Annotated in this window: 19 protein-coding genes; 16 read left to right on the top strand and 3 right to left on the bottom strand. The window is 65.9% G+C overall.

The genetic code is table 11. The features are described from left to right. Positions 1-58: 58 nt before the first annotated feature. Positions 59-1,474 carry an MFS transporter gene (locus DOE79_RS03825; RefSeq protein WP_120337359.1) on the bottom strand — a complete coding sequence of 472 codons (1,416 nt, stop codon included), beginning with the start codon at positions 1,472-1,474 and terminating at the stop codon, positions 59-61. Positions 1,475-1,740: 266 nt separating this feature from the next. Here DOE79_RS03825 and DOE79_RS03820 point away from each other — a divergent pair, with 266 nt between their 5' ends. From DOE79_RS03820 to DOE79_RS03775, 10 genes are all read left to right on the top strand, one after another. Next, positions 1,741-2,988: an extracellular solute-binding protein gene (locus DOE79_RS03820; RefSeq protein ID WP_120337358.1), complete on the top strand. Its 1,248-nt coding sequence runs from the start codon at positions 1,741-1,743 to the stop codon at positions 2,986-2,988. A 77-nt stretch (positions 2,989-3,065) separates the two neighbouring features. Next, positions 3,066-3,944, top strand: a complete 879-nt coding sequence (locus DOE79_RS03815) for a carbohydrate ABC transporter permease (RefSeq protein WP_120337357.1) — start codon at positions 3,066-3,068, stop codon at positions 3,942-3,944. Beyond that, on the top strand, positions 3,934-4,809 hold the full coding sequence (locus DOE79_RS03810) for a carbohydrate ABC transporter permease (protein WP_120337356.1): 876 nt from the start codon (positions 3,934-3,936) through the stop codon (positions 4,807-4,809). The genes DOE79_RS03815 and DOE79_RS03810 overlap by 11 nt, the downstream gene beginning before the upstream one ends. A gap of 3 nt (positions 4,810-4,812) precedes the next feature. After that, the gene (locus DOE79_RS03805; protein ID WP_120337355.1) at positions 4,813-6,366 is read left to right on the top strand and encodes a glycoside hydrolase family 5 protein; all 1,554 of its coding nucleotides are present in this window, start codon (positions 4,813-4,815) and stop codon (positions 6,364-6,366) included. Between the two features lie 65 nt (positions 6,367-6,431). Continuing rightward, positions 6,432-7,613 carry an ROK family transcriptional regulator gene (locus tag DOE79_RS03800; RefSeq protein WP_245977101.1) on the top strand — a complete coding sequence of 394 codons (1,182 nt, stop codon included), beginning with the start codon at positions 6,432-6,434 and terminating at the stop codon, positions 7,611-7,613. 160 nt (positions 7,614-7,773) lie between these two features. After that, a complete protein-coding gene (locus DOE79_RS03795) occupies positions 7,774-10,611 on the top strand; it encodes a discoidin domain-containing protein (RefSeq protein WP_220094275.1) in 2,838 nt (945 codons plus the stop codon). Between the two features lie 180 nt (positions 10,612-10,791). Further along, positions 10,792-11,433: a dihydrofolate reductase family protein gene (locus tag DOE79_RS03790; RefSeq protein WP_120337353.1), complete on the top strand. Its 642-nt coding sequence runs from the start codon at positions 10,792-10,794 to the stop codon at positions 11,431-11,433. 18 nt (positions 11,434-11,451) lie between these two features. Then, the gene (locus DOE79_RS03785; RefSeq protein ID WP_120337352.1) at positions 11,452-12,375 is read left to right on the top strand and encodes a patatin-like phospholipase family protein; all 924 of its coding nucleotides are present in this window, start codon (positions 11,452-11,454) and stop codon (positions 12,373-12,375) included. A gap of 159 nt (positions 12,376-12,534) precedes the next feature. Next, a complete protein-coding gene (locus tag DOE79_RS03780) occupies positions 12,535-14,127 on the top strand; it encodes a glycoside hydrolase family 68 protein (protein WP_120337351.1) in 1,593 nt (530 codons plus the stop codon). A 118-nt stretch (positions 14,128-14,245) separates the two neighbouring features. Further along, entirely contained in the window at positions 14,246-15,925 is a 1,680-nt protein-coding gene (locus DOE79_RS03775; protein ID WP_245977100.1) for a glycoside hydrolase family 32 protein, read from the top strand. 2 nt (positions 15,926-15,927) lie between these two features. On the opposite strand, the gene DOE79_RS03770 is transcribed toward DOE79_RS03775, so the two are convergent. Both DOE79_RS03770 and DOE79_RS03765 read right to left on the bottom strand, forming a co-directional pair. Continuing rightward, positions 15,928-16,977: a LacI family DNA-binding transcriptional regulator gene (locus DOE79_RS03770; protein WP_120337350.1), complete on the bottom strand. Its 1,050-nt coding sequence runs from the start codon at positions 16,975-16,977 to the stop codon at positions 15,928-15,930. Between the two features lie 305 nt (positions 16,978-17,282). Further along, positions 17,283-18,176, bottom strand: coding sequence for a DUF808 domain-containing protein (locus tag DOE79_RS03765; RefSeq protein ID WP_120337349.1), 894 nt, complete (start codon positions 18,174-18,176; stop codon positions 17,283-17,285). A gap of 141 nt (positions 18,177-18,317) precedes the next feature. Between DOE79_RS03765 and DOE79_RS03760 the strand changes: the two genes are divergently transcribed. The 6 genes from DOE79_RS03760 to DOE79_RS03735 all read left to right on the top strand — a co-directional run bounded on the left by DOE79_RS03760 (position 18,318) and on the right by DOE79_RS03735 (position 26,407). Beyond that, positions 18,318-18,668 carry a VOC family protein gene (locus tag DOE79_RS03760; protein WP_120337348.1) on the top strand — a complete coding sequence of 117 codons (351 nt, stop codon included), beginning with the start codon at positions 18,318-18,320 and terminating at the stop codon, positions 18,666-18,668. A 151-nt stretch (positions 18,669-18,819) separates the two neighbouring features. After that, on the top strand, positions 18,820-20,049 hold the full coding sequence (locus DOE79_RS03755; protein WP_120337347.1) for an ROK family transcriptional regulator: 1,230 nt from the start codon (positions 18,820-18,822) through the stop codon (positions 20,047-20,049). Between the two features lie 151 nt (positions 20,050-20,200). Continuing rightward, a complete protein-coding gene (locus tag DOE79_RS03750; RefSeq protein ID WP_120337346.1) occupies positions 20,201-21,556 on the top strand; it encodes an extracellular solute-binding protein in 1,356 nt (451 codons plus the stop codon). Between the two features lie 17 nt (positions 21,557-21,573). Then, the gene (locus DOE79_RS03745) at positions 21,574-22,506 is read left to right on the top strand and encodes a carbohydrate ABC transporter permease (RefSeq protein ID WP_120340137.1); all 933 of its coding nucleotides are present in this window, start codon (positions 21,574-21,576) and stop codon (positions 22,504-22,506) included. A 1-nt stretch (position 22,507) separates the two neighbouring features. Then, positions 22,508-23,344 carry a carbohydrate ABC transporter permease gene (locus DOE79_RS03740; protein ID WP_120337345.1) on the top strand — a complete coding sequence of 279 codons (837 nt, stop codon included), beginning with the start codon at positions 22,508-22,510 and terminating at the stop codon, positions 23,342-23,344. A 24-nt stretch (positions 23,345-23,368) separates the two neighbouring features. Next, positions 23,369-26,407: an alpha-mannosidase gene (locus DOE79_RS03735; RefSeq protein ID WP_120337344.1), complete on the top strand. Its 3,039-nt coding sequence runs from the start codon at positions 23,369-23,371 to the stop codon at positions 26,405-26,407. Positions 26,408-26,560 lie beyond the last annotated feature (153 nt).

Genomic DNA, 26,560 nt, shown 5'->3' with positions numbered 1-26,560 from the left:
GCGCCGGAAGGGCCGGGCCGAGAGTTCCCTTCGCCGCTGCCCGGCCGACGGAACGCGGTCAGTGCCGCAGCTGCGCCTCCGCCGTCGAATCCGGCGGGCCCTCAATCGGAACCGAGTCGGCCTGGTCGAGGTACTGCGCCGAGATTCGGCGGTACGACTTCGTGAAGAACGCGGCGATGGCCGCGAGCACCATGACGAGCCCGGAGATGAGGAAAACCAGCGCGATACCGCGCGCCTGGCCATCGCCCAGGAGAGCGCCGAAGTCGGCGCGGCCGGCATCCGAGTTCATGAACGGGATGATGATGAACTCCGCGATCGGCGCGATGAGAAACGCGGTGACGGGTGCCGCGGCCGACTCGAACGCAGCCGCGAACCCGAACACGCGGCCCTGCTCCCGGAACGGCACCACCTTCTGGATGACCGTCTGCTCGGCCGCCTCGACGGCGGGGATGAGGGTCATGTAGAGCCAGATACCGGCCGCGTAGAGCCACCACCAGTCCCGGATCGTGAACAGCGCGCCGAGCACACCCATCACGATCACGAGCAACAGCATCGTGCGGATCGGGTTGCGGCCGAGCCCGAATTTCGCGATCAGCAGCCCACCGACAATGAACCCGGTCGAGGTGACCCCGAGCACGATGCCCCACACCTCCACGGGGAAGAGCTCGAGGCCGTACGGATCCATCAACGCCATGTAGACGCCGCCGATGAAGTTGTTGAAAGTGGAGAAGATGATGAGCGCGAACAGCCCGGTGGCCGCGCGCACGGCCGTGATGCTGCCGCGCAGGTCGATGAGCGGACGTCGCTCGCCATCCTGCTGCGGTTGAGCCTCGGGGATGCGGAGAAACAGCAGGTGTAGCAGGGCCGCCGCCGACAGGCTGATCGCGATGAGCAGCGTCCACCCCATGCCGAGCAGCCCGATCGCGAGCCCGCTGAAGACGCTCGTGACCATGAACGCGAGCCCCTGCACCGTGCCGACGAGGCCGTTCGCGTTGGCATGGCGTTCGGTGGGGATCAGCAGGGTGACGACCGTGGACAGGGCGATATTGCGCATGTTCTCGATCACCGCGCCGAAGAGGATGATGCCGCTGAACAGCCAGAACCAGGGACCACCGAGGTCGAGCAGGGTGGCCTCCGGGAACACCAGGTACAGCCCGCCGCCGATGCTGAACGCGATCAGGGTGACTACGCCGGCGAACACCATCACGAGATGTTTGCGGTGCCGATCCACGATGGTGCCGAACGCCATGGAGAACACGGCGACGAGCAGCATGTACGCGCCGCCGATGATGCCCGTGGCGAGCACCGAGCGGGTCTCCAGGTACACCCAGAAGGTGAGCGCGAACCAGAGAAAACTCGTGGTGACGTTGGCGACAGCCGTATTGACCAGTACCTGCGCGAAGGTACGGGCCCCGCCGGGTGGAGGCTCGGTCTGAGACTCGGATGCGGCGGGCGCGTCGTCCGTGCGGCTCATATGGTCGTCCTCCCCGGGTGCGCTCGCGTGGCATCGCGAGTTCGAACGGCGCCGTTCGAATCACGGCCTCGGCCGAGCCGAGACCGTTGAATCAGTGTACGGAGCCGCCCCCGGCCTTGTCTTGCCCGATGTGCTTGACACGGTTTGCACACACGTTATTATAAAGCTTGTAATAAGTCCCGCCCACCTGCTGGCATCAAGACGACCGTCGCAGACGGCCACTTCCACAATCACCGCACTACTTGCACCGAGAAAGGGAAACCTCAATGAAGAGAATTCTGACAAAGGCACTTGCCCCCGTGGTCATCACGGGACTCGCGCTGAGCCTCGGCGGCTGCGCCTCCGACCCCAGCCCCACCACCGCCGCGGACGGACCGCTGACCGTGTGGGTGATGGGTGACTCGGGCGCCAACTTCGAATCCCTCGTCGCCCCCTTCGTCAAGGAGAGCGGGCAGGAGATCGAGGTCGTTGCCATCCCGTGGGACAGCATCGACGAAAAGCTGACGACCTCGGTTGCCTCGGGCGCCGGACCGGATGTGCTGCAGATCGGCCTCTCCAAGCTTCGGAGCTTCGCGGACGCGGGTGCCCTGCTGCCCCTGGACGATCTTGTCGCCGACTATCCCGGGCTCGCTCCCGAGAACTTTCCGTCTGGAGTGAGCGGAGACGCGACATCCGTCAACGGACAGGTCGTCAGCGTGCCGTGGGTCAGCGACACGCGCGTTCTGTTCACCCGCACCGACATCCTCTCGGAGAATGGGATCGACGCCCCTCCAGCGACCTGGGACGAACTACGCGCCGACGCCAAGACGCTGACGAGTCGGGGAAGCGGTCAGTACGGCTACTACATCCCGCAGTGGGACGCCCCGCTGCCGGTCGAGATGACGTGGAGTCTCGGCGGCGACGTCATCGATTCCGACGGCAATGTCGACTTCGATACCCCCGAATTCCAAGACGCGGTCGACATCTACACCGGGCTGTATGCCGACGGCAGTGTGCCGACCAACGGCGATTTCGACCAGACGCAGGGTTTCATCTCCGGCGTCGCGCCGATGCTCGTGAGCGGCCCATACCTGGGCAAGGCGATCACGGACGGCGCGCCGGAACTCGCGGGGAAGTGGCAGGCGAGTCTGCTGCCGGCGGGGACTTCGTCGACGTCGCTGTTCGCCGGTTCGAACCTCGGAGTGTGGGCGAACACCGACCAGCAGGATGCTTCGTTGGAGCTCCTGGAATACCTGGCACAGCCTGAGACCCAGCTTGAGTGGTACTCGCTCAGCGGTGAACTGCCCACGGTCAGCGCAGCCTTGGATGACGCGGACCTCAACAGCGACCCGAACGTGGCGGTGTACACCGAACAACTCGCGTCGTCGAAGGTGCTGCCGCTCGTGTCGAACTGGGACAGTGCCGTCGGCACCGAGCTGCTGAACGCGCTCAACGCGATCGCCCTCACTGGCGCCGACCGCGACGACACGCTGGCCGGCTTCTTCGCCAAGACTGCGGACCTGACGATCGACTAACGCGCCGCTAGAGGGCCGTCTCGGTGACGGGGCGGCCCTCGCGCGCCAGGCCCAGTCCCACAGTGAAAGGAGCGATCATGCGCAACCGGCTCTCCCCGTATCTTTTTGTCTCGCCCGCGATGCTCTTGCTGGTGACGTTCGGGGTGTTCCCGATTTTCGTCGCTCTCGCCGTCAGCTTCACCAACATGAATATCTCTGCGTTCGCCAACATCCGCAACGTCAAGTTCGTCGGCGTCGCCAATTACGTCACGTTGTTCGGCGACGCCGACTTCTGGCAAGCGCTCGCGAACACGGGCATCTTCGCCCTCGTCGGTGTGCCCGCCGTCGTCGTGCTGTCTCTCACCGTTGCGCTACTGCTCAACCGAAGCGATCACCCGTTCTTCCGGGCGCTGCGTTCGTTCTACTTCATTCCCGCTATCACCGCGATCGTCGCGATCTCGCTCATCTGGGGCTACCTCTACAACACTCAATTCGGCTTTCTGAACTACCTGCTCTCGCTCGCGGGCGTCGAGCAGGTGCAGTGGCTGTCCGATCCCGTGCTCGCCAAGTTCTCGGTGGCTCTTGTGGCAGTGTGGCGAGGCACCGGCCTGAATATCATCATCTTCCTCGCGGCGCTCCAGGGCGTGCCGAAGGATTACCTGGAAGCCGCGTCCCTCGACGGGGCCGGTGAATGGCGCAAGACCTTCTCGATCACCGTGCCGTTGCTGCGATTCGCCATCTTCTTCGTGACCGTCACCACGATCATCTCTTGGGGGCAGTTCTTCGACGAGCCGTTCGTGTTGACCGACGGTGGTCCGCTTGGCGCCACGACGAGCGTGTCGATCTTCCTCTATAAGGAGGGGTTCCGGATGAACCAGTTCGGTTACGCCAGCGCCGGGTCGATCGTGCTCTTCGCCATCATCGCCATCATCACAGTTTTCCAGCTCCGCGCGCGAAAGGCCGACGATGACTACTAGGAACCGCGCAATCCGTCTGCGTCTGCGGCGGACCGATCGTGCCGCCGCACGGAGGTCACGCCAGCTCACCGTTGTCATCGGAGTGCTGCTCGCCATCGGGGCCATCATCACGGCCTTTCCGTTCATCTGGATGCTGACCGCCTCGGTGAAGCCGCAGCGGGAGTCCACCGATTTCCCTCCGTCGGTGCTCCCGAAGGAGCCGACCTTCGAGTACTACCGGGTGCTGTTCACGGAACTGGACTTCGGACGCTATCTGGTGAACACCCTCGCCGTCGTCGCGATCGGGATGATCGGTCTGCTTCTGATGGCGATGGCAGGTTACGCTTTCGCGAAGTTCGAGTTCCGTGGCAAACGCTGGATGTTCTTCCTCGTGCTGGCGACGATGATGGTCCCGATCCAGGTGACGATGATCCCGACCTACCTGATCCTCAACCAGATGAAACTCACCAACACCCTCATCGGCATAGCCCTTCCGACCTTGGTCGGTGGATTCAGCATCTTTCTCTTCCGCCAATTCATGTCGACGATTCCCACCGAGATGCTCGAGGCCGCGAGGCTCGACGGTGCGACCGAGTGGCGCACGTTCTGGCAGATCGTGCTGCCCATGTCGAAGCCGATCCTCGCCGTTCAGATCGTGCTCACGTTCATCGCCGGCTGGAACAGTTTCCTGTGGCCGCTGATCATCGCGAGTGACCAGAAGCTGTACACGCTGTCGGTGGGATTGTCCCTCCTCAACCAGCAGCTGGCGGTCAACCCGTCGCTGCAGATGGCCGCCGCGTCGGTCATGGTCGTACCGATACTCATCGTGTTCGTCATCTTCCAACGCTTCGTTATCCAGGGTTTCGCCCTGTCCGGATTGAAATAGCCCATGGAGTCACCCATCGTGTTCCCTGCTTCGCCCATCGCGTATCCCACCGAGTTCTGCCGCCGCCCCGCATCGTTCGACGGCCTTGTGCACGCCAGAGACGCCCGCCTCTACGACGGCTCGGGTCACGAGCTGTTGCTGCGCGGCGTCGGCCTCGGCAATTGGATGCTGCCCGAGGGATATATGTGGAAGTTCGGGCCAGGCGCCGAATCTCCCCGAGAGATCGAGGCGCTGACCAAACGTCTGTTGGGGGAGGACGGTGCAAGTCGGTTCTGGGACTCGTTCTATGCGGGGTACATCACCGAGGCGGACATTCAGAGGATCGCCGAGAGCGGGTTCGACCACGTGCGTCTGCCGATCAACTCGAGGCTCATCCAAGGTGATGACGGTGCACCGCTTGAACAGGGCTATGCCATGATCGACCGGTTGATTGAATGGTGTCGGAAACACCAACTGTGGGTATTGCTCGATCTGCACGGCGCGCCGGGCGGTCAAACCGGCACCAACATCGACGACTCCCCGAATAACAAACCCGAGTTGTTCATGGACGAGGCCTATCGCGCGCTCACGGTGCGTCTCTGGCGAGACCTTGCCCGTACCTACGCCGACGAGACCGTCGTGTTGGGCTATGACCTGCTCAACGAGCCGCTGCCCAACGAATGGCAGGACGTGTACGCCGCGGAACTCGTGGAGCTCTACAAAGACATCACCGCGGCCATCCGGGAAGAGGATCCCGGCCACCTGATTGTCTATGAGGGCGTGCACTGGGCGACGAACTGGAGCATTTTCACCGAGGTCTGGGACCAGAATTCACTCCTCCAGTTCCACAAGTACTGGTCGTCGCCCGACACCGCGAGCATTGCGCCGTTCTTGGAGGTGCGCGACCGGCTCGGGCTGCCCATCTATATGGGGGAGGGGGGTGAGAACACGCTCGAGTGGTTGTACACGGCCTTCCGGATGTACGAATCGCACAACATCGGCTGGAACTTCTGGCCGTGGAAGAAGCTGGAAACAGCCACCTCGCCCGTGTCCATCACCGCTCCGGACGGGTGGGCGTGCGTCGTCGCGGCCGGCTCGGATCCGTCGCTCGTCGTGGCCGATGCCGCGCTGATCTTCGACGGGTTGCTCGCCAATATGTCGGTGGAGACGGCCCGGTGGAATCCCGACATCGTCGCGGCCCTCCTCGGTGAGCATCCTGTCGTCATTCCTGCGTGGGGATTCGGTGTTCGGGGTCCCGGCGAGTCCTATTCGTCCGCGTCCAGTGCCACGATCGACGGGATCCGTGCGGGCGACGCCGTCAACTTCGCCTGGGCGTCGTCGGGCCCGCATCCGGCCAACCCGTTCGAACAGACCGACGGCCGGGCCTATGCGCTCGAGGAGCAACTGGTGGTGAATTTGGAGCCGGGTGATTGGCTCGAATTCGAACTCACCCACGTCGACCCCGCAACCGTCCGGGTGCTCGGAGCGGAAGGCGGCACACGCGTGGAGCGGACCGAACGCGGAATCCGCGTCGTGGCGACGGCCGCATCGACGATCTCACGACTGGAAGTGGAATGATCAAGTTGATAGGTTCAGGACATATGACCAGCCGACCCCCCGCGACGAGTTCGTCTCCCGCGACGGTGAGCGATGTGCGACAGCGTAACCGGTCGCAGGCTCTGCGCAGCATCATCCTTGCCGGGTCGACGACCCGGGCGGAGCTCGCCCGAGAGTCCGGGCTGTCTGTCGCATCGGTGACGAACCTGGTCACGGAGCTCATCGCGGAAGGCCTCGTCCTGGAGGCAGGCACGGTGGCATCGAGCGGCGGTCGGCCGACGACTCTCATCGAGCCGAATCCCGCAGGCGCGTACCTGCTGGGCGCGGATGTCGGTGAACGCGGTGTGGCGATGGAGCTCTTCGACCTGTCGATGAACCGCATCGACACGGAGTTTCGCGGCGGACGCTCCGGCGAGCCGATCCAGGTCATCGGCCGGGATCTCGACGACGCGCTTGATGCGCTTCGCTCTCGCAATCCCGGCGCCTGGGACAGGATGGTCGGCCTGGGGCTCGGGCTGCCAGGGATCGTGGAGACCAGCCCTTCCGGTGAGCAGATGCTTTATGCCCAGAGCCAGGGCTGGCCCGCGATCGCGGTCACCGACCTGGTCTCGCACGATATCCCGATATTCGCCGAGAACGGCGCAAAAACCCAGGCCATGGCGGAGATGTGGAACGGTGAGGCGCGCGGCGTCGCCGAAGCGCTCGTGGTTCTGATGGGCCGGGGAGTCGGTCTGGGGATCGTCAGCGACGGTCAGCTCGCCCACGGGTCCCGAAGCAGTGCCGGGGAGTGGGGGCACGTCAAGATTGCGCACGGCGGACGTCTCTGCCGGTGTGGCAAACACGGGTGCGTTGAGGCCTACCTGGGTGCCGATTCGATCTTCGCGGCGTGGCGCGAAGCCGGGGGAGTGTTCGAGGGAAGCGGCTGGCGGGCCGTGGGAGACCTGCTCGCTGCGGCGGATGCCGACGACCCGATTGCCGCTTCGGTCGTAGACGAACTCGTCGCTATTCTCGGTTCCTCGCTCGGCGGACTGGTCAACCTCACCAATCCCGATCGAGTGATTATCGGTGGATGGGTGGGTCTGCGCTTGATGGAGACGCTCGCGCCGCGCATCGAGGCTGCGATCCGGGCCGAGGCACTGGATCGTCCCGGCTCCCAGTTCACCCTGTCGGCGAGCAAATTCGGCGGCGACACTGTGGCCCTCGGGGCCGCGATTCTGCCGCTGAACGCGGTGTTGAACCAGCCTCGCGCGACCCAACTCCCGGCATAGTCGTCGCTGGCGGGTCGCGCTCTTCGGCGCGCCCGCATTCTTTTGGCACTACTTATTTTAAACAGTAGACAAAGTGTTCTTCCTCTGGGAGGCTATCGCCGTGGACGAGCGTCCGCGTGAGCCGGCTCCCGACAGCGGTTGGCCGTGATCAAGGAGGATCATGAAGAAGAGGATGATAGTCGCGGCGTTCGTCGCAGCGGCGTTGGTGGCGACGATCACCACCCCACCGATGAAAGCGGAGGCGGCCGCGATCGGTGCCTCCGATTTCTTGAAGGCGAGCGGCGCGGTGCTCAAGAAGAGCTCGGGTACCGGCGCCACGGTCAATCTGCGCGGCACGAACGTCGGTGGGTGGCTCACCCAGGAAGACTGGATGTCGCCGCTGGGCGAATTCGCCGCGGACCGCGCCGGCTGGTCGGCCACCGCCTCTGCGGGCACCCCGGGCTCCGCCCTGGACGGCTCGTCGACCACCCGGTGGACCACGAGCGTCAACCAGGCCGGCTCGGAGTGGATCAGGGTCGACCTCGGTGCCCCGACGCTGTTCAACCGCCTGTCCGTGGACAACTCCAACAACGCGGGCCAGTACCCGCGCAACATCAACATCGAGACATCCAGCGATGGCGCCGCGTGGAAGAGCGTCGGCAACCAGCCCGGCGCCGACGGCGTGACGAGTGCGAAGTTCAGCCCCCAGGTGGCGCGGTACGTTCGGGTGTCCCAGACCGCGACCGCCGGCGCCCTGTGGTCGGTGGGTGAGATCAACCTCTTCAACGACCCGGTGCTGAACAATTCAACGCACACCGCGACGGCATCGGGCACAGCGGCCGGCACCACCCCCGGTCTCGCGCTCGACGGGGACGTCGCCACCGTCTGGCAGAGCGGGGCTGCCCAAGTCCCCGGCCAGACCTACACGATCGATCTCGGCCGCAACGTCGACATGGACAAGGTCCTGTTCGACTCCGGCGCCGCGACCGCGAACGATTTTCCCCGCATCTGGGACGTGTACACCTCCTACGACAATGTGGCATTCACCCACGTGGCGAGCGGATACGGCACCAACCGGGTCATCCAGGCCGACTTCCAAGGTTCCAAGGGCGGTCGATACCTGCGGATCGCTTCGAACGGCACGTCCGCTCAGTGGTGGTCGATCGCCGAGGTTGCCATCTCCTCCGGCAACAATCTCGACCGCGCCGGCTGGGCAATCACATCGTCTGTCGGAGCCTCTCCGGGGAATGTCGCCGACAACTCGAACGGCACTCGGTGGACGACCGGCGTGGCGCAGGCGAACGGGCAGACGCTGAGTGTCGACATGGGCGCGCTCATCACCCTGAACAACGTCACCACGGACACGGACAAGAACTCGTCCGACGAGCAGGACTACCCGCGCGGGTACAACCTGCAACTGTCCAAGAACGGTTCGACGTGGTCGACGGTGGCCTCCGGCGTAGGCACGCGTAAGGCCACAACCATCCCGTTCGTCGCGCAAGCCGCTCGGTACTTCCGCATCGTGCAGACCGGCACAGCCGCGCAGTGGTGGTCCATCGGCGAGCTGACCGCCGGCCTGTACAACGACGACTACTCATTGAACAACTCGCTGACGTCGCGGTTCGGCGCAGCCGGAGCGCAGACTGTCATAAACGCGCACCAGGACGCTTGGCTGGCTCCTGGCGACCTGGACAACATCGCCGCGACCGGGATGAACTTCATCCGCGTGCCCATCGGGTGGAACAACTTCCTCAACCTCGATGGCACCTGGAAGGCCAGTCCGTGGACCAAAATCGACTGGGTCATCGAACAGGCATCGGCTCGCGGCATGTACGTGCTCATCGATCTCCACACGGTGCCCGGCGGGGGATGCCCGTGGGGCAGTTGTGGACGCATCGGCCCGAACCCGAACGGGTTCTGGGGCAGCGCTACCTACCAGAACTGGACCGAGGACATCTGGAAGGCGATCGCCACGCGTTACAACGGCAATGCGGGAGTGGCCGGCTACGACCTCATCAACGAGCCCCTCATCGACTACGGCGAGGACGCGGACGACGTGGCGCAGAAGAGCGACTACTACGACCGGTTGTACGACGCCGTTCGGGCCATCGACTCGAATCACACGATCTTCCTGGGGGCGTTCTTCGGGCTCAACGCGATCGCGTCCCCGTCCACGTACGGCTGGACGAATGTCGTGTACGAGTATCACCCGTACGACATGCCCAATTCGAAGGACTGGACGGCCCAGAACCAACTCGTCAGCAACGAACTGGCCGGGTTGCCGGCCAAGCTCTCGAACCCGGGAGTGCCTATCCTGTACGGGGAGTACTCCCTGTACTACAACGACGACGTGTGGTCTCGCTTCATGGCCGGACTGAACGCGCAGTCCGTTTCCTGGTCAGCGTGGACCTACAAGGTCAAGGGGTCCGCCAACGACGGGTTCGCGTACTGGGGGATGTACTACAACAACCCCAACCCGGTGCCCATCATCAACAGTGACGACTCGGCCACATTCGTGTCGAAGGTGGGTAAGTTCAGCACCGCCAACTTCACGCAGAACACACGTTTTGTGGCGACCCTGTCGAAATACGCGGCGGGATCCGCCAGCTATTCACCCGTGGCGATCAACCACTCCGGGTGGACCGCCACGGCGTCGTCGACGGCGACCGGGACATCCACGGCAGGCGGCATCGACGGTGTCAACGCTTCCTCGTGGAGCAGCGGGCAGGCGATGGCGGGCGGTGAGTGGTATCGCATCGACATGGGCTCGAACAAGACCGTGGCGATGGTCACGGTGCAGACGCCCTCGGGATCGACGTGGGACTACCCGCGCGGGTTCGATCTGCAAACCTCCGTCGACGGAACGAACTGGACGACGGCTGCCACCGGCATCGCCTACGGCTGGAAGCGCCCCATCTCCATCACCCCGACCACCGCGCGGTACCTCCGGATCACCCAGACCGGCGTGGCACCCCAATGGTGGACGATCGACGAAGTGACTGTGAATTCGTCCTACTGATTCGACCGAGCACACCCCGGCCCGTTCTGGACCGGGGTGTGCCCGATCGTGCGCGTCACGGCCTCGATGCGTCGGCCAGCCGTCGACGTGCAGCGGCCAGCCGCCCCGCACGGCAGTTGACAGTGGCCGGAACCCCGGCGAATCATAGGACTACCCTCGTCCGCCCACCAAGGAGCACTCATGGTCGTTCGCGCTGACCTCAACATCTCTCTCGACGGCATCGGCGCGACTGCCGACCAGACGCCGGAGAACATCTTCGGCGAGGACTGGGGTCGTCTGGTCGCCCCCTATGTGGCCACCCGCACCTTCCGGGAACGGGTGCTGCACGACGACACCGGCGAGGGAACCACCGGGGTCGACGACCGCTATGCGCAGGCCTACTTCGAGGGCATCAGCGCCGAGATCATGGGTGCAGGGATGTTCGGCCTGCACACCTTTCCGGACAACCCCGACTGGCGCGGTTGGTGGGGCGAGGAACCGCCGTTCGCGTGTCCCGTCATCGTGCTCGCCCACTCTCCCCGTCCGTCGATCGAGTTCCCCAACGGCACCCGGTTCGACTTCCGCAGCGTGACCCCGCAGGAGGCGCTCGAGGAGGCGCGGGACCTGGCCGGCGACGGGGACATCCGGATCGGCGGGGGAGTGAGCGTGGTACGGGACTTCCTCCGCGCGGGCCTCGTCGACCGCCTGCATGTCGGGATCACGCCCATCGTCCTCGGCGTCGGCGCGCGCCTCTGGGACGGCCTGCATGGTCTCGAAGACGGCTACGAGGTGTCCTCCGAGGTCGCGGAGAGCGGTGTCGTGCACGTCACCTTCCGTCGCTGAGCCCGACGAAGACACGCAATGCACCGTCAGCAGCCTCCAGAACAGCTCACCCGCACCGCGTTGGTCCTGGGCGGTGGCGGTTCCACAGGCAACGCCTGGTTGCTCGGCGTGATCGCCGGCCTCGCCGAGGCCGGCCTGGATGTGACCCGGGCGGATCTGATCGTCGGAACCTCGGCCGGGGCAACCGCCGCGGCCCAGATCGGCGGACGGAGCCCCGCCCACCTGCTCGACGACATCCTCTCGGCAGCGCCGCCGCCCCCGCCCCCGAACCGACCTGAAACTGGAACATCCGACACCGCCCGGGCGCCGATGCGGCCGGTAGGCGAGCGCCTGGAGCGTACCAACCGGATCATCGCCGCCTCCGCGGATGCGGCCGACATGCGCCGTCGACTGGGCGCTGCCGCGCTCGATCTGGCTGGCATGGCAGGCGAGTCTGCTCAGACGCGGTGGCGCGCGACGGTGGCGTCCCGACTTACCCGCTCAGACTGGCCCGAGCGGCGCGTTCTTTTCACTGCCGTCGACGCCCAGACCGGTGAATCGGTCGTGTTCGGCCGGCACAGTGGGGTGGACCTGGTAGATGCGGTGGCTGCGAGTTGCGCGAGTGGTTTCGCATACGGCATCGGCGATCGCGCCTACATCGACGGGGGTTACCGGTCCAACGCCGATAACGCCGACGTGGCCGCCGGGTACGCGCGGGTGCTGGTGCTGTCACCCTTGGGCGGTCGATCTCGCACACCCGCTGCATGGGGCCTGCACCTCGCCGCCCAGGTTGAGACCTTGCGCGCCGGCGGCAGCAGGGTCGCGACGATCGTTCCCTCCACGTCCGCCGAGAACCTGTTCGGCGCCAACGCGATGGACCTGGCGCTGCGCCCGACGGCCGCGCGGGCTGGGCAGGAGCAGGGCGCGGCGATCGCTCTGCGACTCGCCGCATTCTGGCTCTGACGGGTTCAGCCTTCGCTGCCGGCGAGAGCGTCGAGATCTGGTCTCGCGCCGCCCGAATCGTCGAACGCGCCGCCCGACCTGCGTTCTCCGGGCGACTGTGCAACCATGGATGGCTGATGCAAATCGATTTGCATTCTTCATTTCAAGGAGTACTCAGCCATGCATTCTCTCCAGAAGCGCCCCCGGCGCCTCGTGGCCGCCGCGGGCACCACGGTCGCCCTGACCGCAGCCGCGCTACTCGGGCTGCCCTCCGCAGCCACGGCGCTGCCGGCCCTGCATGACGGCCCCGAGCCGACCCCACACACCCAGGAGGCCCACGCCCCTGAAGACGACTTCACCGCCAAGTGGACCCGCGCTGACGCGCGGCAGCTGCAGCGCGTGTCCGATCCCACGACGCCTCCACGCGAGAATTCGATGCCGGCATCGCAGACCATGCCCGAGGTGCAGCAGGACTTCCCCGACATGTCCAACGACCAGGTGTGGGTGTGGGACAGCTGGCCCCTCACCGACGAAGACGGCAATCAGTACTCGGTGAAGGGCCAGGAGATCATCTTCTCGCTGGTCGCCGACCGCAGCCTCGGCTTCGACGAGCGCCACCAGTACGCCAAGATCGGCTACTTCTACCGCGAGACGGGCGTGCCTGCCGACGAGCGGCCCGAGAACGGCGGCTGGACCTACGGCGGACTCGTCTTCGACGAAGGCGTGACGGATCAGATCTTCGAGGACAAGTCGTTCAGCCACCAAACCCAGTGGTCCGGTTCAGCGCGGGTGTTCAAGGGCGGCGAGGTGAAGCTGTTCTTCACCGACGTCGCGTTCTACCGCGACGCGCAGGGCCAGGACGTCAAGCCCTACGACCCGCGGCTCACGCTCAGCGTCGGCAAGGTGCACTCCACCGGAAAGGACGTGAAGTTGACCGGCTTCAACAAGGTTACGGAGCTGCTGCAGGCCGACGGTGAGTACTACCAGACCGGGCAGCAGAACCCGTCCTTCAACTTCCGCGACCCGTTTACGTTCGAAGACCCGGCCCACCCCGGCGAAACATACATGGTCTTCGAAGGCAACACCGCGATGCCCCGTGATGAGGCCTATTGCACCGACGAGGACCTGGGCTACCAGGCCGGCGACCCGTTCGCCGAGACAGCGGACGAGGTCAACGCGTCCGGCGCGACCTACCAGATCGCCAACATCGGTCTCGCTAAAGCGACCAACGACGACCTGACCGAGTGGGAGTTCCTCCCGCCGATCCTGTCGGCGAACTGCGTCACTGATCAGACCGAGCGCCCGCAGTTCGTTTTCAAGGACGGCAAGTCCTACCTGTTCACGATCACCCACCGTGGCACGTTCGCGGCCGGGAGCGACGGACCTGAGGGGGTCTACGGATTCGTCGGCGACGGCATCCGCTCGGACTTCAAGCCGCTCAACGGGTCCGGTCTGGCGCTGGGCAACCCGACCAACCTGAACTACCAGCAGGGTCAGCCCTTCGCGCCGAATGCCGACCAGCACCCGGGCGCGTTCCAGGCCTACTCGCACTATGTGATGCCCGGTGGCCTCGTGCAGTCGTTCATCGACACCATCGGCTCGCCCGATGACTTCGTGCGGGGCGGCACGCTCGCCCCCACAGTGAAGATGGACATCGAGGGCGACACCACGAGCGTCGACTACTCGTACGGAAACAGCGGGCTCGGTGGCTGGGCCGACGTGCCTGCAAACATCAACATCAACCCGGGTGGCCACGTGAAGCCGCTGCGCTGATCCCACCTGCCCCGCCGTGGGTGCCCCGTTCCGATCCCGGTCCGGGGCACCCACCCACCGTGCCTGGCACGTCGTCCGCTTCCGCGGACACGCGCCGACCTACCCGAAGGACTTCTCTGTGACCGATCAGGATGCCTCCGCTCCCGCCGCCCCGCGGCGGAAGCCACGCCGCCGCACGCTCGTGGTCTCCGCCATTGTCGTGGTCGCGCTGATGGTCGCCGCCACGGCAGTGACCCTCTCCGTCCTCGGGGGGAACGCCACGGGTCCAGCCCCGCGCCCCACCGAGTCCGCGCCCGCCCCGTCGAGCCCGTTCCAGCGCCCGGCCGACTGGTCGGCCAACCGCCCGGCGGTGCACATGACCCCCGAGACAAACTGGATGAACGACCCGCAGAAACCGTTCTTCCTCGACGGCGTGTGGCACTACTACTACCTCTACAACGCCGATCACCCCGACGGGAACGGCACCGCGTGGTACCACTCGACCTCAACCGACCTTGTGCATTGGGAAGACCAGGGCGTCGCGATCGACAAGTACACCAACGGTCTCGGCGACATCTGGACGGGCACCGCCGTTGTCGACTCCGATGACACGGCGGGGTTCGGGGCGGGTGCGGTCATCGCCCTCGTCACCCAGCAGGTCAATGGTGTGCAGCGTCAGTCGCTCTTCGCCTCCACGGATGGCGGCTACTCGTTCGAGTCCTACGAGGGCAACCCCGTTCTGGACAATCCCGGCGTCACCGACTGGCGAGACCCGCGGGTGTTCTGGGATGAGAGCGCCGGGCACTGGGTGATGGCCCTCGCCGAGCACGATCGCATCGGCTTCTACACCTCGCCCAACTTGCGCGACTGGACCTACGCGTCCGACTTCGTCACGACGGGCCTCGGCGTGCTGGAGTGCCCCGACCTCTTTCCGATGGCGGTCAATGGCGATCCGACTGACGTGCGTTGGGTGCTGCTCGCCGGGGCGAACGGCACCGCCGAGGGGATGACGACAGGCACGACATACTGGGTCGGCGACTGGGACGGCACGACGTTCACCGCCGATGGAACCGGGCACCAATGGCTCGACCATGGCGCCGACTACTACGCCGCCGTCACGTGGGATGACACCCGGCAAAGCGCCCAGGAGCGGCTCACCTCGCGGTACAGCATCGCGTGGATGAACAACTGGGCCTACGCGGATCGCTTCCCGACCAGTGACTGGCAGGGCGGCTCCGACTCGGTCGTGCGCAGCATCCGGCTGGGTTCGGACGGCGACACGGCCAAGCTCTACTCGTCTCCCGCGGACGGGCTGCGAACTCTGGAGGGTGAGCCCGAGCAGATCGAGCCCCTGCGCCTGGATGCGGGGAGCACGACCGACCTCCCGGCTCCCGCATCCGATGCGTACCGACTGACTCTCGACGTCGGAGCCGCGGACGGCACCGGCGAGGTCCGCGTGCAGGTGCTCAACGCCGACGGCGGATTCGCTACCGTCGGGTACGACTTCGACAACCAACTGGCTTTCGTCGCACGGGATGCCGACGCCATCGCCGCCGAGATGCCCGCGGAGTACCGGGCGGTGCGGTCGGCACCCGTCGCCTCAGAGGACGGACGGGTGCGGCTGGACATCGTCGTCGACGTGGCCTCGATCGAGGTCTTCGCGGGAGACGGCGAGGCGTCCCTGACCATGGCGACCTATGGCGCGCCCGGAGCACGTCAACTGCGTCTGGACGCGCCCCGCGGCACCGTCGAGCTCACGGATGCGACGCTGACGCCGCTGCGTGTGGCGCCGGTCGCGCGCGAATCGGCGGCGGAGTGAATCTACGAGGTGGGCGGCGCTGCGACTGAGCCGCGCTCGACGAGCCAGCCGGTCAGTTGCTGCACGCTGTGATCGGCGCCGGGCCGGGTACCCTCGATGCGTTCGATGAGGCGTGTCATGGCCAGCCCGCCCATCTCGGTATGCGGCAGCGCCACGGTGGTGAGGCCGGGGTCGAGGGCGTCGGCCACCGGATGCAGGTCATCGATACCCATCACCGACAGCCCGTCCGGAACGGCGATGCCGCGCCGTGCCGCGGCCTGCATCACCCCCATCGCGATCTGATCGTTGAAGCAGATGATCGCCGTGGGACGGTCGTCCTGGTCGAGGAGCTGACCGCCCGCCTGTCGGCCACCGGCGGCGTCCGACGAGCAGAAGGCGACACGGTGCTCACCCAGCGGAATGCCGGCATCACCGAGCGCCGAGCGCACGCCGAGCAGACGGCCGTGCGCCGCGCGACTCTCGTCCGTGGTGCCCACGTAAGCGATGTCGCGGTGTCCGGCCCGGGTGAGCCGCTCGCACGCGACGGCAGCGATCTGTGCCTCGTTGGGTACGACAGCATCCACCTGCCATCCCAGCTCCGGGGCGGCGTCGACAAGAACGACCGGCAGGTCGTCCGGCACCGAGGGGCGGGGGACACGCTGGTGGTACATGCGGGCGATGAGGAGCCCGTCGACGCGCTGAGCGAGGAAGAGCGCGATGAGGTCGGCTTCGATCTGGGGGTCACCGCCGCTCTCACCCACCATGAGCAGAACGTCATGGTCGAGGCCGGCCTGGCGGGCGCCCTCGATGATGCGCCCGGCGAACGGTGTCGCCGCGATGTTGTCGCCGACCAGGCCGACGACGCCCGTGCGTCGACGTCGCAGCCCGCTGGCCACGCGATCGGGCACGTAGCCGAGGTCGTGTGCGACCGACAGGATCCGCTCCCGGGTCGCAACGTTCACCGTGCGGGCACCGCTGAGCGCGTGCGACACCGTGGTGGGGGACACACCGGCGGCCGCGGCGACGTCGCTCAGGCGGGCGCGTCGGGCGCCCAGCGTTCGTCCACTGTCCATCCACCCAGCCTAACGACGGTGGTGCTCACCACCGCGGCCTAGAGTACGAGCCCCCAGCCGCCTGAAGCAATCCGGCAGTGGCGCGCGCGTCGCCACGTGCGGAGTGGGCGTTGTGAAGTTGGACGTTAGCGGCCCAGCAGCAGTCAGCGAGGCGGCGACGGTCCAAGTTCGGCAGGTAGTGGCGACTGCCATTGAGGGTGCAGAACGAGGGCAGACGGCAAGTCCCATCCAGCTCGATCGAATTCGTAGCGCATGAATTGCATGTCGAACTTGGCATTGGCCGGAATGGACACCCCCGTTCAGGCTCAGTGCGTGACGCTCTCCGGCTGGTTGCGCTTGAGCAGCCGCGAGACACCGAGAACGATCCCGACGATGATCATGCCCAGCACCAGCCCGAACACCGCCGACATGGCCGTGTCGGCGAGCCAGATCACGACGGGTCCGGCCGCGTCGATCGCGTGGGTCACGGCGTGCAGCACATCGGCGGGGCCGTGCCAGAGCGTCTCGGCCAGGTTCGTGATCACCAGGTGGCCGCCCACCCACAGCATCGCGACGGTGCCGACGATGCCGATGACCCGGAAGACGGCGGGCATGCCGGCCACGATGCGGGCGCCGGTGCGGCGCACCTGGCGTGCGGAGTTCTTCATCATCGACAGCCCGATGTCGTCGATCTTCACCAGCAGGGCGACCGCGCCGTAAACGAGCACCGTCATACCCAGGCCGATGACCAGCAGTGCGCCGAGTGTCATCCAGATACCGAAGTCGGGATCGAGGCTCGCCAGCGCGATGAGCATGATTTCGGTGCTCAGGATGAGGTCGGTGCGGATGGCGCCGAAGACCAGCTTCTTCTCGTCCCGTGCCTCGGTCTCGGCCGCGGCGTGGTGCACACCGAACCACTCGGTGACCTTCTCAGCGCCCTCGAAGCAGAGATAGCCGCCGCCGAGGATCAACAGGAACGGCAGCACCCCTGGGGCGAACGCGGAGAGCAGCAGGGCGAGCGGGATGATGATGATGAACTTGTTGAACAGGCTGCCCAGGGCGATGCGCCCCACGACGTGCAGCTCACGCGCCGGCGTGAGGCCCTGCACGTACTGCGGGGTGACGGCTGCGTCATCGATGACGACACCGGCCGTCTTCGCGCTGGCCTTGAGGGCGGCGGTCAAAATGTCATCAACAACGGCAAGCAAACCGACCGACATCGGGTTCTCCTCGGTTCGGGGCGTCGTCCTCGTACACGGCGACGGCAATGTTCCAGAGTAACGTGCGCCCACCGGCCGGATGGCTGCACTCGCGGCTCGTTGCGCCGGCCGATCGTGCGCGGGCCTGGGTAGTGTGGCGGCATGGCATTGATGTGGGAAGAAGTGGTGGTCGACAGCCGGGATCCTCGCACGCTCGGGCTGTGGTGGCGGGACGCCCTGGGCTGGGTCGTGGTCGGCGAGAGCGCGGATGAGCTGGAGATCGCGCCGTCGCAGGGCGCGCATCCGACGGTGTTGTTCGGCGCGGTGCCCGAGGAGAAGAGTGGGAAGAATCGCCTGCACCTCGACTTCGTGCCCGACGACCAGGCCGCCGAGGTCGACCGTTTGATCGGCCTAGGCGCCAGCCGGGTCGACATCGGCCAGGCCGACGTTTCGTGGGTGGTGCTCGCCGACCCCGAGGGTAACGAGTTCTGCGTTCTCGCGGCCCGGCCGTAGGGCGCACCACGGCGGTTTCCGCGCCTGGCTGCGCGGCGCGGTCGCCTCTGAACACCGCGGCACGATCGGGATCATGAGTTGGGTACCGAGCATCCTCGCGGGCATACTTGCTGGTAACGAGGTCATTGGTGCCCGACCCTGCAAGGAGAACATGCGACGCGGCTCGAACCTTCACGCACTGGGCGGGTTCAATCAGACGGTGGTGCTCGACACCATCCGTCGGACGCCGGCGGGGCTCAGCCGCGTCGAAATCGCCGAGCAGACCGGGCTCAGCGCTCAGACGGTGTCGAATGTGTCCCGGCGGCTGCTCGACGCCGGGGTCATCCGCGAGGCCGGCATCCGCAGCCTCGGTGTGGGCAAGCCCCGCACCATCCTGCAACTGGACCCGTCGGGGCACTACGCCATCGGCGTGCACATAGACCCTGCCGTGATCACCTATGTGCTCCTGAACATCGAGGGCCACGTTCTGGCCCACACCACCACGCGCACGCCGTCCGCCGCCGATCCCGGCATGGTGATCACCGAGATGCGGGACTCGGTAGAGGCGATCATCGCCTCGGCGGGCATCGACCGTCAACGGGTGCTTGGGGTGGGCATCGCCTCACCCGGCCCCATCGACATGAACCTGGGCGTGGTCCTCGACCCTCCGCTTCTCAGCAACTGGCACGGGGTGGCCCTGCGCGACGAGCTGGAGAGAGCCACCGGCTTCTTCGTTCTCCTCGAGAAGGATGTGACGGCCGCCGCGGTCGGCGAGCTCTGGAAGAGCACCGGCGCCGACCACGACGATTTTCTGTTCTTCTACTACGGCACCGGGGTTGGCGTGGGACTGGTGCTGAGCCGCGAGGTGGTGCGAGGCCCGACGAAGAACGCGGGCGATGCCGGCCACATTGTGGTCGATCCCACCGGGCCGATGTGCCGCTGCGGGCGCCGCGGATGCCTTGGCGATGCAATCAGCCCCGTCACCATAGTGAACGCGGCCGTTGAGCGTGGCCTTATTCAGCTGCCGGGGGAGACCCCGGACACCTCGGCCATCGATGCCGGCTTCAGTCAGGTGGCGACGCTGGCCCACGCCGGAAACCCGGTGGCGATCGAGTTGCTCGACGAGGTGGCCCGTTATATGGCGGAGGCGATCGTGACCATCGTCAACCTGCTCGACCTGAATCGGGTGGTGTTCGGCGGCCCCTACTGGGAGCGGGTCGCCGATCTTCTGCTGGAGCGGGTGCCCGCAGTGATCAACGCCTCGACCGCCCTGGTGACATTGCGGCCTGTGACGGTGACAGGCTCGAAGATCGGCGCTGACGTGGCCGCGGTGGGTGCCGCCTGTCTGGTCCTCGATGCCACCCTGTCGCCGCGGTCGGCGACTCTGTTCATCTCGAACTAGCTGCCGAGCCGGCGGGGGCGTCGGAATCTTCCCCGATATGCCTGACCCGAAATGCTTGACACGAATTACTCCATTTGTTTTAGTTATGGGGCGGGGTGTCGTCGGCAACGGTGTCGGAGGGAACCGCCTCAGGGGTTCAAAGGAGAATTCAATGAAGAAATCACTCTTGTCGGTTGTGTCGTTGGGGGCGGTGGCGGCGCTGGCGTTGTCCGGGTGTTCGGCGGGAGGCTCCGACACTGAATCCCAGACGATCAAGGTGGCGTACCAGAAGTTCGGCGCCTTCGTGCAGGTGGATAACCACATGAAGGCCGTGAAGGAAGCCTTCGAGGCCGCGAACAAGGGACTCACCGTGGAGCTCGTGCCTATCGAGGCGCAGGAGAACGATTACGCCACCAAGCTCGCTCTCATGAACAAGTCGGCTGCCACCGCGCCGGATGTCATGTACGAAGACACCTTCCGGGTGCAGTCCGACAGCGACGCGGGCTACCTGGCCCCGCTCGACGAATACTCGTCGGAGTGGGAGGACTGGGACAGCTTCTACGGCAATGCCAAGAACGCCGGTCTCGGCAGCGACGGCAAGACCTACGGCATCCCGATGGGCACCGACACCCGGGCCATTTGGTACAACAAGGACCTTTTCGCCGAGGCCGGGCTACCCGTACCCTTCGAACCGAAGACCTGGGAAGACGTGCTCGACGCCGCCGCGACGGTGAAGGCCGAACTGCCAGACGTGATTCCGCTGAACGTCTACTCGGGTAAGGCGCAGGGCGAAGCCGCTTCGATGCAGGGCTTCGAGATGCTTCTCTACGGCACCGAAGACACGTTGTACAACACTGACGACCAGAAATGGGTCACCGGCTCCCAGGGCTTCGTCGACTCGCTCGGCTTCATCGAAGACGTCTACCAGGGCGACCTGGGGCCCACCCCCGAGCAGGCCCTCGACAAGAACGTGGGCAACCTCGTCTCCGGCGAATGGCTGCCCCAGGGCAAGCTGGCCATGGGCATCGACGGGTCCTGGTTGAGCGGTACCTGGCTTGAAGAGGGCACCGCGCCCTGGGCCGAATGGGACTCGGTGATGGGTCAGGCCGCCATGCCCACCCAGGACGGCGCTGAACCTGGAGCCACGAGCATGTCCGGCGGCTGGACGCTGGCCATGGGGTCCAAGTCCACCAACAAGGATGCCGCCTGGGACTTCATCTCCCTGGCGCTGAACAAGGACAACTCCCAGGCCTACGACATCGCAGCCAGCCAGATCGCCGTGCGTGACGACGTCTCCCAGGACCCGGACTACCAGGCCGCGAACCCCACCTTCGGATTCTTCTCAGAAATCGTGGCGAACACGCACTTCCGCCCAGCCACCAGCGACTACGCCCAGATCTCCAGCGCGATCACCGTGGCCATGGAAGCCGTGATGACGGGGCAGCAGAGCCCCAAAGACGCGGCGGCGGCCTACGACCAAGCGGTGGTCGGCATCGTCGGTGAAGAGAACACCGAGAGCGCCGAGTAGCCGTGTCCGCGCCGACTCTGGCGCGACCTGATGAACGGCCGGGTCGAGGGACATCCCCTCGGCCGGGCCGGGCGCGGGCCGCGACCCACCGTTCCCTGGTTCGGAGCATCCCGCTGTTACCTGCGGTGGTGCTCCTCGCGGTCTTCCTTCTCGGGCCGGTGATCAGCTCCTTCTACGGTTCTTTCACGAACGCGTCACTGTCAGGGGCATCCGCTCAGGATTCGACCTTCGTGGGCTTCGACAACTATGCGGCTCTCTTGGCCGACCCGGACTTTCCCAAGTCGGTGCTGCTCACCCTGGTGTTCCTGGTCGCCTCGGCGATCGTGGGACAGAACGTTCTCGGCCTGGGGCTGGCCCTTCTGATGCGATCCTCCAACCGCCTGGTCCGCTCCCTCGTGGGTACCTTCGTGGTGACGGCCTGGGTGCTGCCGGAGATCGTCGCCTCGTTCGCCGCCTACGCCTTCTTCAACGACACCGGAACGCTGAACAACCTGCTCGCCGCCGTCGGCATCGACGGGCCGAACTGGCTGTACGCGCTGCCGATGCTGTCGGTGATCCTCGCCAACATCTGGCGCGGCACAGCCTTCTCGATGCTCGTCTACTCGGCGGCGCTGCAGGATGTGCCGCCTGAGATCACCGAATCGGCGGAGGTCGACGGTGCGCGCGGTTGGCAGCGGCTGGTGTTCATCACCATCCCGATGATCCGGCGCAGTATCTCCACCAACCTCATGCTGACGACCCTGCAGACCCTGTCGGTCTTCACTTTGATCTTCGTGATGACCGGCGGTGGGCCCGGCACCAACAGTTCGACGTTGCCGGTGCTGGCCTACCAAGAGGCCTTCCAATTCGGGCAGCTCGGTTTCGGAACGGCGATCGCCACCATCATGCTGCTTGTCGGCGCGGCCTTCTCGGTCGCGTACATTCGGGCGCTCAAGCCGGAGGTCGATTGATATGGGGATGACCTCACCGAGCAGGCGTGTCATGAGGACCGCCTCCAACGGGGTTCTGTTGCTCGTCACCCTCGCTTTCGCGCTGCCGCTGATCTGGCTGGTCCTCGCCTCCGTGGATACCCGGGCGACCCTGTCGATCAAGCTGCCGGAGACGTTCTCGTTGCAGAATTTCACCGATGTGATGACACCGGAGACGGCGTTCATCCCGTTGCTGAACAGCCTGTTCCTCGCCGGTGGCTGCGCTGTGATCACGGTGACGGTTGCCGTGCTGGCTGCGTACCCGCTGTCGCGTTACAAGATGCGGGTGAACAAGCCTTTCCTCTATGGCGTGCTGTTCGGCACCTGCCTGCCGATCACGGCCATGATGGTTCCCGTTTATGCGCTGTTCGTGGCGTTCAACCTCATCGACTCGCTGCCCGGAACGACCTTGTTCCTCGCGGCGACGAGCCTGCCGATCGCGATCTACATGACCAAGAACTTCATGGACAGCGTGCCGGTGAGCCTCGAGGAGGCCGCCTGGATGGACGGTGCGTCGATGTTGACCACCCTGACCCGGATCGTGATTCCGCTCATGCGGCCTGGCCTGGCCGTGGTGTTCATTTTCGTGTTCATCGGCGCCTGGGGCAATTTCTTCGTGCCCTTCGTGCTGCTGCTTTCACCCGACAAGCTTCCGGCGGCCGTGAGCATTTTCTCGTTCTTCGGGCAGTACGGCACGGTCGCCTACGGACAGCTGGCCGCGTTTTCCCTTCTCTATTCCCTTCCGGTCATCACGCTGTACGTCTTCGTATCGCGTGTTCTCGGTGGTTCATCGGCCATGGCCGGTGCCATCAAGGGCTGACCCCGCCAAGCAAGGAGCACCACCATGCACGACACCACCACTCTCGTCCGGGCCCGCATCCGTCGATTCGTCAGCGAACGGGTCACCCCCGCGCTCTACTGCACCTCCACCCCGCTCACGATCACGGCCTGGGAAGTTCCCGACGAACCCGTGCCTTTCGCCGATGCCGTCGAGCACGAGTTCACCCCGTTCGCCATCGGTTCACCGTGGGGCAAGCCGTGGGGAACCACCTGGTTCCATGTGACCGGGGTCGTACCCGACGACTGGTCACGGTTCGCCCACCTGGACACCCGTACCGAGCTCCTCGTCGACCTGGGTTTCCTCTCTGGCCAGGCCGGATTCCAGGCTGAAGGTCTCGTCTACGACCCTGAGGGGCGCATTGTGAAGGCCGTGGAGCCCTTCAACAACTACGTGCCCCTCCAGGTCGGGCCCGGCGGCGTCGTCGACGTCTACGTCGAGGCCGCCTCCAACCCCGACGTCGGCAGCGACTGGACTTTCCAGCCCACCGCCGTGGGGGACAAGGCCACCGCGGGAACCGATCCGATATACCGGCTCCGCCGAATGGATGTGGCCCTGCTGGACAGTCAGGTCTGGCAGCTGGATCGGGACATCTGGACTCTTGTCGGCCTGATGGAAGAGCTGAGCGCCGACCTGCCCCGCACCGCGGAGATCATGCGAGCGCTCGAAGCAGTGACCGATGCGATGGACCCCGATGACGTGAGCGGAACCGCGCACCTGGGCCGCGCCATCCTTGCACCGATTCTGGCCCTGCCGGCGTATGCCAGTGCCCACCGTGTGGTGGCCGTGGGCCACGCGCACATCGACTCGGCCTGGCTGTGGCCGGTGCGGGAAACCGTGCGTAAATGCGCCCGAACGTTCTCGAACGTTCTGCACCTCATGGACGAAGACCCGAACTTCATCTTCGCCTGCTCGTCCGCCCAGCAGTACGCCTGGATGAAGGAGCACTACCCGCAGTTGTTCGAGCGCATCCGCGAACGCGCGATCGAGGGCCGGTTCGTGCCGGTCGGTGGGATGTGGGTGGAATCAGACACCAATATGCCCGGCGGTGAAGCTCTGGCCCGGCAGCTGGTGGCCGGAAAATCCTTCTTCATGCGGGAGTTCGGGGTGGAACCCCTCGAGGTGTGGCTGCCCGACTCGTTCGGCTACACGGCCGCCTTCCCTCAGATCGTGACCGCCGCAGGGTCCAAGTACTTCCTCACCCAGAAGATCAGTTGGAACGAAACCAACACCATGCCGCACCACACCTTCAACTGGGAAGGCATCGACGGCACCCGGGTGTTCACCCACTTCCCGCCGGTGGATACCTACAACTCCCTGCTTTCGGGCGAGGAATTGGCCCGCGCCCAGCGCCAGTACTCCGAAAAGGGCGCGTCGAACGTGTCGCTGGTGCCCTTCGGGTATGGCGATGGCGGGGGAGGACCAACACGTGAGATGCTCGCCGCCGCGAAGCGCACCGAATCGTTGGAGGGCTCACCGAGCGTGCGTATCGCCTCCCCACGAGCGTTCTTCGAGGAGGCCGAAGCGTCTTACCCCCAGCCGCCGGTCTGGTCGGGTGAGCTCTACCTCGAGTTCCACCGGGGCACGTACACGTCGCAGGCAAAAACCAAGTCGGGCAACCGGCGCAGTGAGCACCTGCTGCGCGAAGCCGAACTGTGGGCGACCGCAGCGACTCTTCGCGCCGGCGCGGTCTACCCCTATGAGCGCATCGAGGCAGCCTGGCAGACCGTGCTGCTGAACCAGTTCCACGACATCCTGCCGGGCAGCTCCATCGCCTGGGTGCACCAGGTCGCCGAGGCGTCCTTTGAAGCGGTCCGCGTGGAGCTCGAAGACGTGATTTCCCAGGCACTCGCCACGCTGGCGGGGCCGGGTGCACCGGAAAGAGTTGTGTTCAACGCCTCGCCGTTTGCCGTGTCGGGGGTGCCCGCGCTCTCCGCGGCGCCCCGCAGCGAACCAGCGCCGCTACGCGCTGAGGCGCGGGACGGCGGATTCGTGCTCGAAAACGAGACCGTGCGGGTCGTCATCGACGCCCGGGGGCTGCTCACGTCGCTGGTGGATCTCAGCACGGGGCGCGAGGCCGTCCCGGCCGGCGAACCGGGCAACGTTCTGCAGCTGTTCCGGGATACCCCGACCCAGTGGGACGCCTGGGACCTCGACGAGCACTACCAGCGCACCGGCGCGGAACTGCTCGAGGCCGACTCGGTGGTCCTGGCTTCGCAGGAACACGGACGTGCGACTGTGCGGGTGACCCGCAGCTTCGGGTCCTCGACGGTCTCTCAGGACCTCACCCTGCTGGGCGATCAGGCGACGCTGGACATCGTCACGACGGTCGATTGGCACGAGCGGCAGAAGCTGCTCAAGCTGGCCTTCCCCCTGGATGTGCATGCCGACCGGGCAGCATCCGAGATTCAGTTCGGCCACATCTACCGGCCCACTCACGTGAACACTTCGTGGGATGCCGCCCGCTTCGAGACCTGCGCCCACCGATGGGTGTTCGTGGGCGAGCCGGGCTTCGGAGTAGCCGTGGCCAACGACTCGACCTACGGCCACGACATCGGCCGGCGCACCCGTGCCGGTGGTGGAACCACGACCACGGTGCGTGAGTCGCTACTGCGGGCGCCGACGTTCCCCGACCCCACCGCCGACCAGGGGGTGCACGTGCTGCGCACCTCGATCGGTATCACGCCCGATGTCATCGGTGCTGCCGAGCAGGGCTATCGCGTCAATCTGCCTCTCCGGGAGATTTCGGGAGCGGCCGTGGCACCCGTGGTGACGAGCACGGCGGCGTCGATCGTGATCGAGGCCGTGAAGCTGGCCGAGGACCGGTCGGGTGACGTGATCGTGCGCCTCTACGAGGCGCGCGGCTCCCGGGCCACAGGCTCCGTGCGGTTCGGATTCCCCGTGGAGCGCATCGTGGAGACCGACCTCCTCGAGCGCGCCGTCGAATTCGTCGCGGTCACGGAGTCAGCGGACGACGCGGTGCAGTTGAGCCTCCGGGCGTTCCAGATCGTCACCCTGCGGGTATCCCGCCGCGTCGAGGGCTAGAGGGCCCGGGAGGCGCGGCGAATACCGCTTGCGCTGGTCAGGCCGAAAGGAGGTCGCTCCTGAGATTCTCAGGAGCGACCTCTTATTCCTGCGCGGCTCGGTGGGGAGTGCGCGAGCGCCAGCGCCGACGCCACGAAGACGGGTCCCCACCCC

It is taken from the genome of Cryobacterium soli, assembly GCF_003611035.1.
GTDB classification, from domain to species: Bacteria; Actinomycetota; Actinomycetes; order Actinomycetales; family Microbacteriaceae; genus Cryobacterium; species Cryobacterium soli.
Note: the sequence above shows the minus strand (reverse complement) of the source record. Positions and strands in the feature narration are given on the sequence as shown.

What these genes read in the sequence shown, in the direction of transcription:
- DOE79_RS03825 (WP_120337359.1), bottom strand. Translation starts at nt 1,474, where the DNA reads ATGAGCCGCACGGACGACGCGCCCGCCGCATCCGAGTCTCAGACCGAG.
- DOE79_RS03820 (WP_120337358.1), top strand. Translation starts at nt 1,741, where the DNA reads ATGAAGAGAATTCTGACAAAGGCACTTGCCCCCGTGGTCATCACGGGA.
- DOE79_RS03815 (WP_120337357.1), top strand. Translation starts at nt 3,066, where the DNA reads ATGCGCAACCGGCTCTCCCCGTATCTTTTTGTCTCGCCCGCGATGCTC.
- DOE79_RS03810 (WP_120337356.1), top strand. Translation starts at nt 3,934, where the DNA reads ATGACTACTAGGAACCGCGCAATCCGTCTGCGTCTGCGGCGGACCGAT.
- DOE79_RS03805 (WP_120337355.1), top strand. Translation starts at nt 4,813, where the DNA reads ATGGAGTCACCCATCGTGTTCCCTGCTTCGCCCATCGCGTATCCCACC.
- DOE79_RS03795 (WP_220094275.1), top strand. Translation starts at nt 7,774, where the DNA reads ATGAAGAAGAGGATGATAGTCGCGGCGTTCGTCGCAGCGGCGTTGGTG.
- DOE79_RS03790 (WP_120337353.1), top strand. Translation starts at nt 10,792, where the DNA reads ATGGTCGTTCGCGCTGACCTCAACATCTCTCTCGACGGCATCGGCGCG.
- DOE79_RS03785 (WP_120337352.1), top strand. Translation starts at nt 11,452, where the DNA reads ATGCACCGTCAGCAGCCTCCAGAACAGCTCACCCGCACCGCGTTGGTC.
- DOE79_RS03780 (WP_120337351.1), top strand. Translation starts at nt 12,535, where the DNA reads ATGCATTCTCTCCAGAAGCGCCCCCGGCGCCTCGTGGCCGCCGCGGGC.
- DOE79_RS03770 (WP_120337350.1), bottom strand. Translation starts at nt 16,977, where the DNA reads ATGGACAGTGGACGAACGCTGGGCGCCCGACGCGCCCGCCTGAGCGAC.
- DOE79_RS03765 (WP_120337349.1), bottom strand. Translation starts at nt 18,176, where the DNA reads ATGTCGGTCGGTTTGCTTGCCGTTGTTGATGACATTTTGACCGCCGCC.
- DOE79_RS03760 (WP_120337348.1), top strand. Translation starts at nt 18,318, where the DNA reads ATGGCATTGATGTGGGAAGAAGTGGTGGTCGACAGCCGGGATCCTCGC.
- DOE79_RS03755 (WP_120337347.1), top strand. Translation starts at nt 18,820, where the DNA reads ATGCGACGCGGCTCGAACCTTCACGCACTGGGCGGGTTCAATCAGACG.
- DOE79_RS03750 (WP_120337346.1), top strand. Translation starts at nt 20,201, where the DNA reads ATGAAGAAATCACTCTTGTCGGTTGTGTCGTTGGGGGCGGTGGCGGCG.
- DOE79_RS03740 (WP_120337345.1), top strand. Translation starts at nt 22,508, where the DNA reads ATGGGGATGACCTCACCGAGCAGGCGTGTCATGAGGACCGCCTCCAAC.
- DOE79_RS03735 (WP_120337344.1), top strand. Translation starts at nt 23,369, where the DNA reads ATGCACGACACCACCACTCTCGTCCGGGCCCGCATCCGTCGATTCGTC.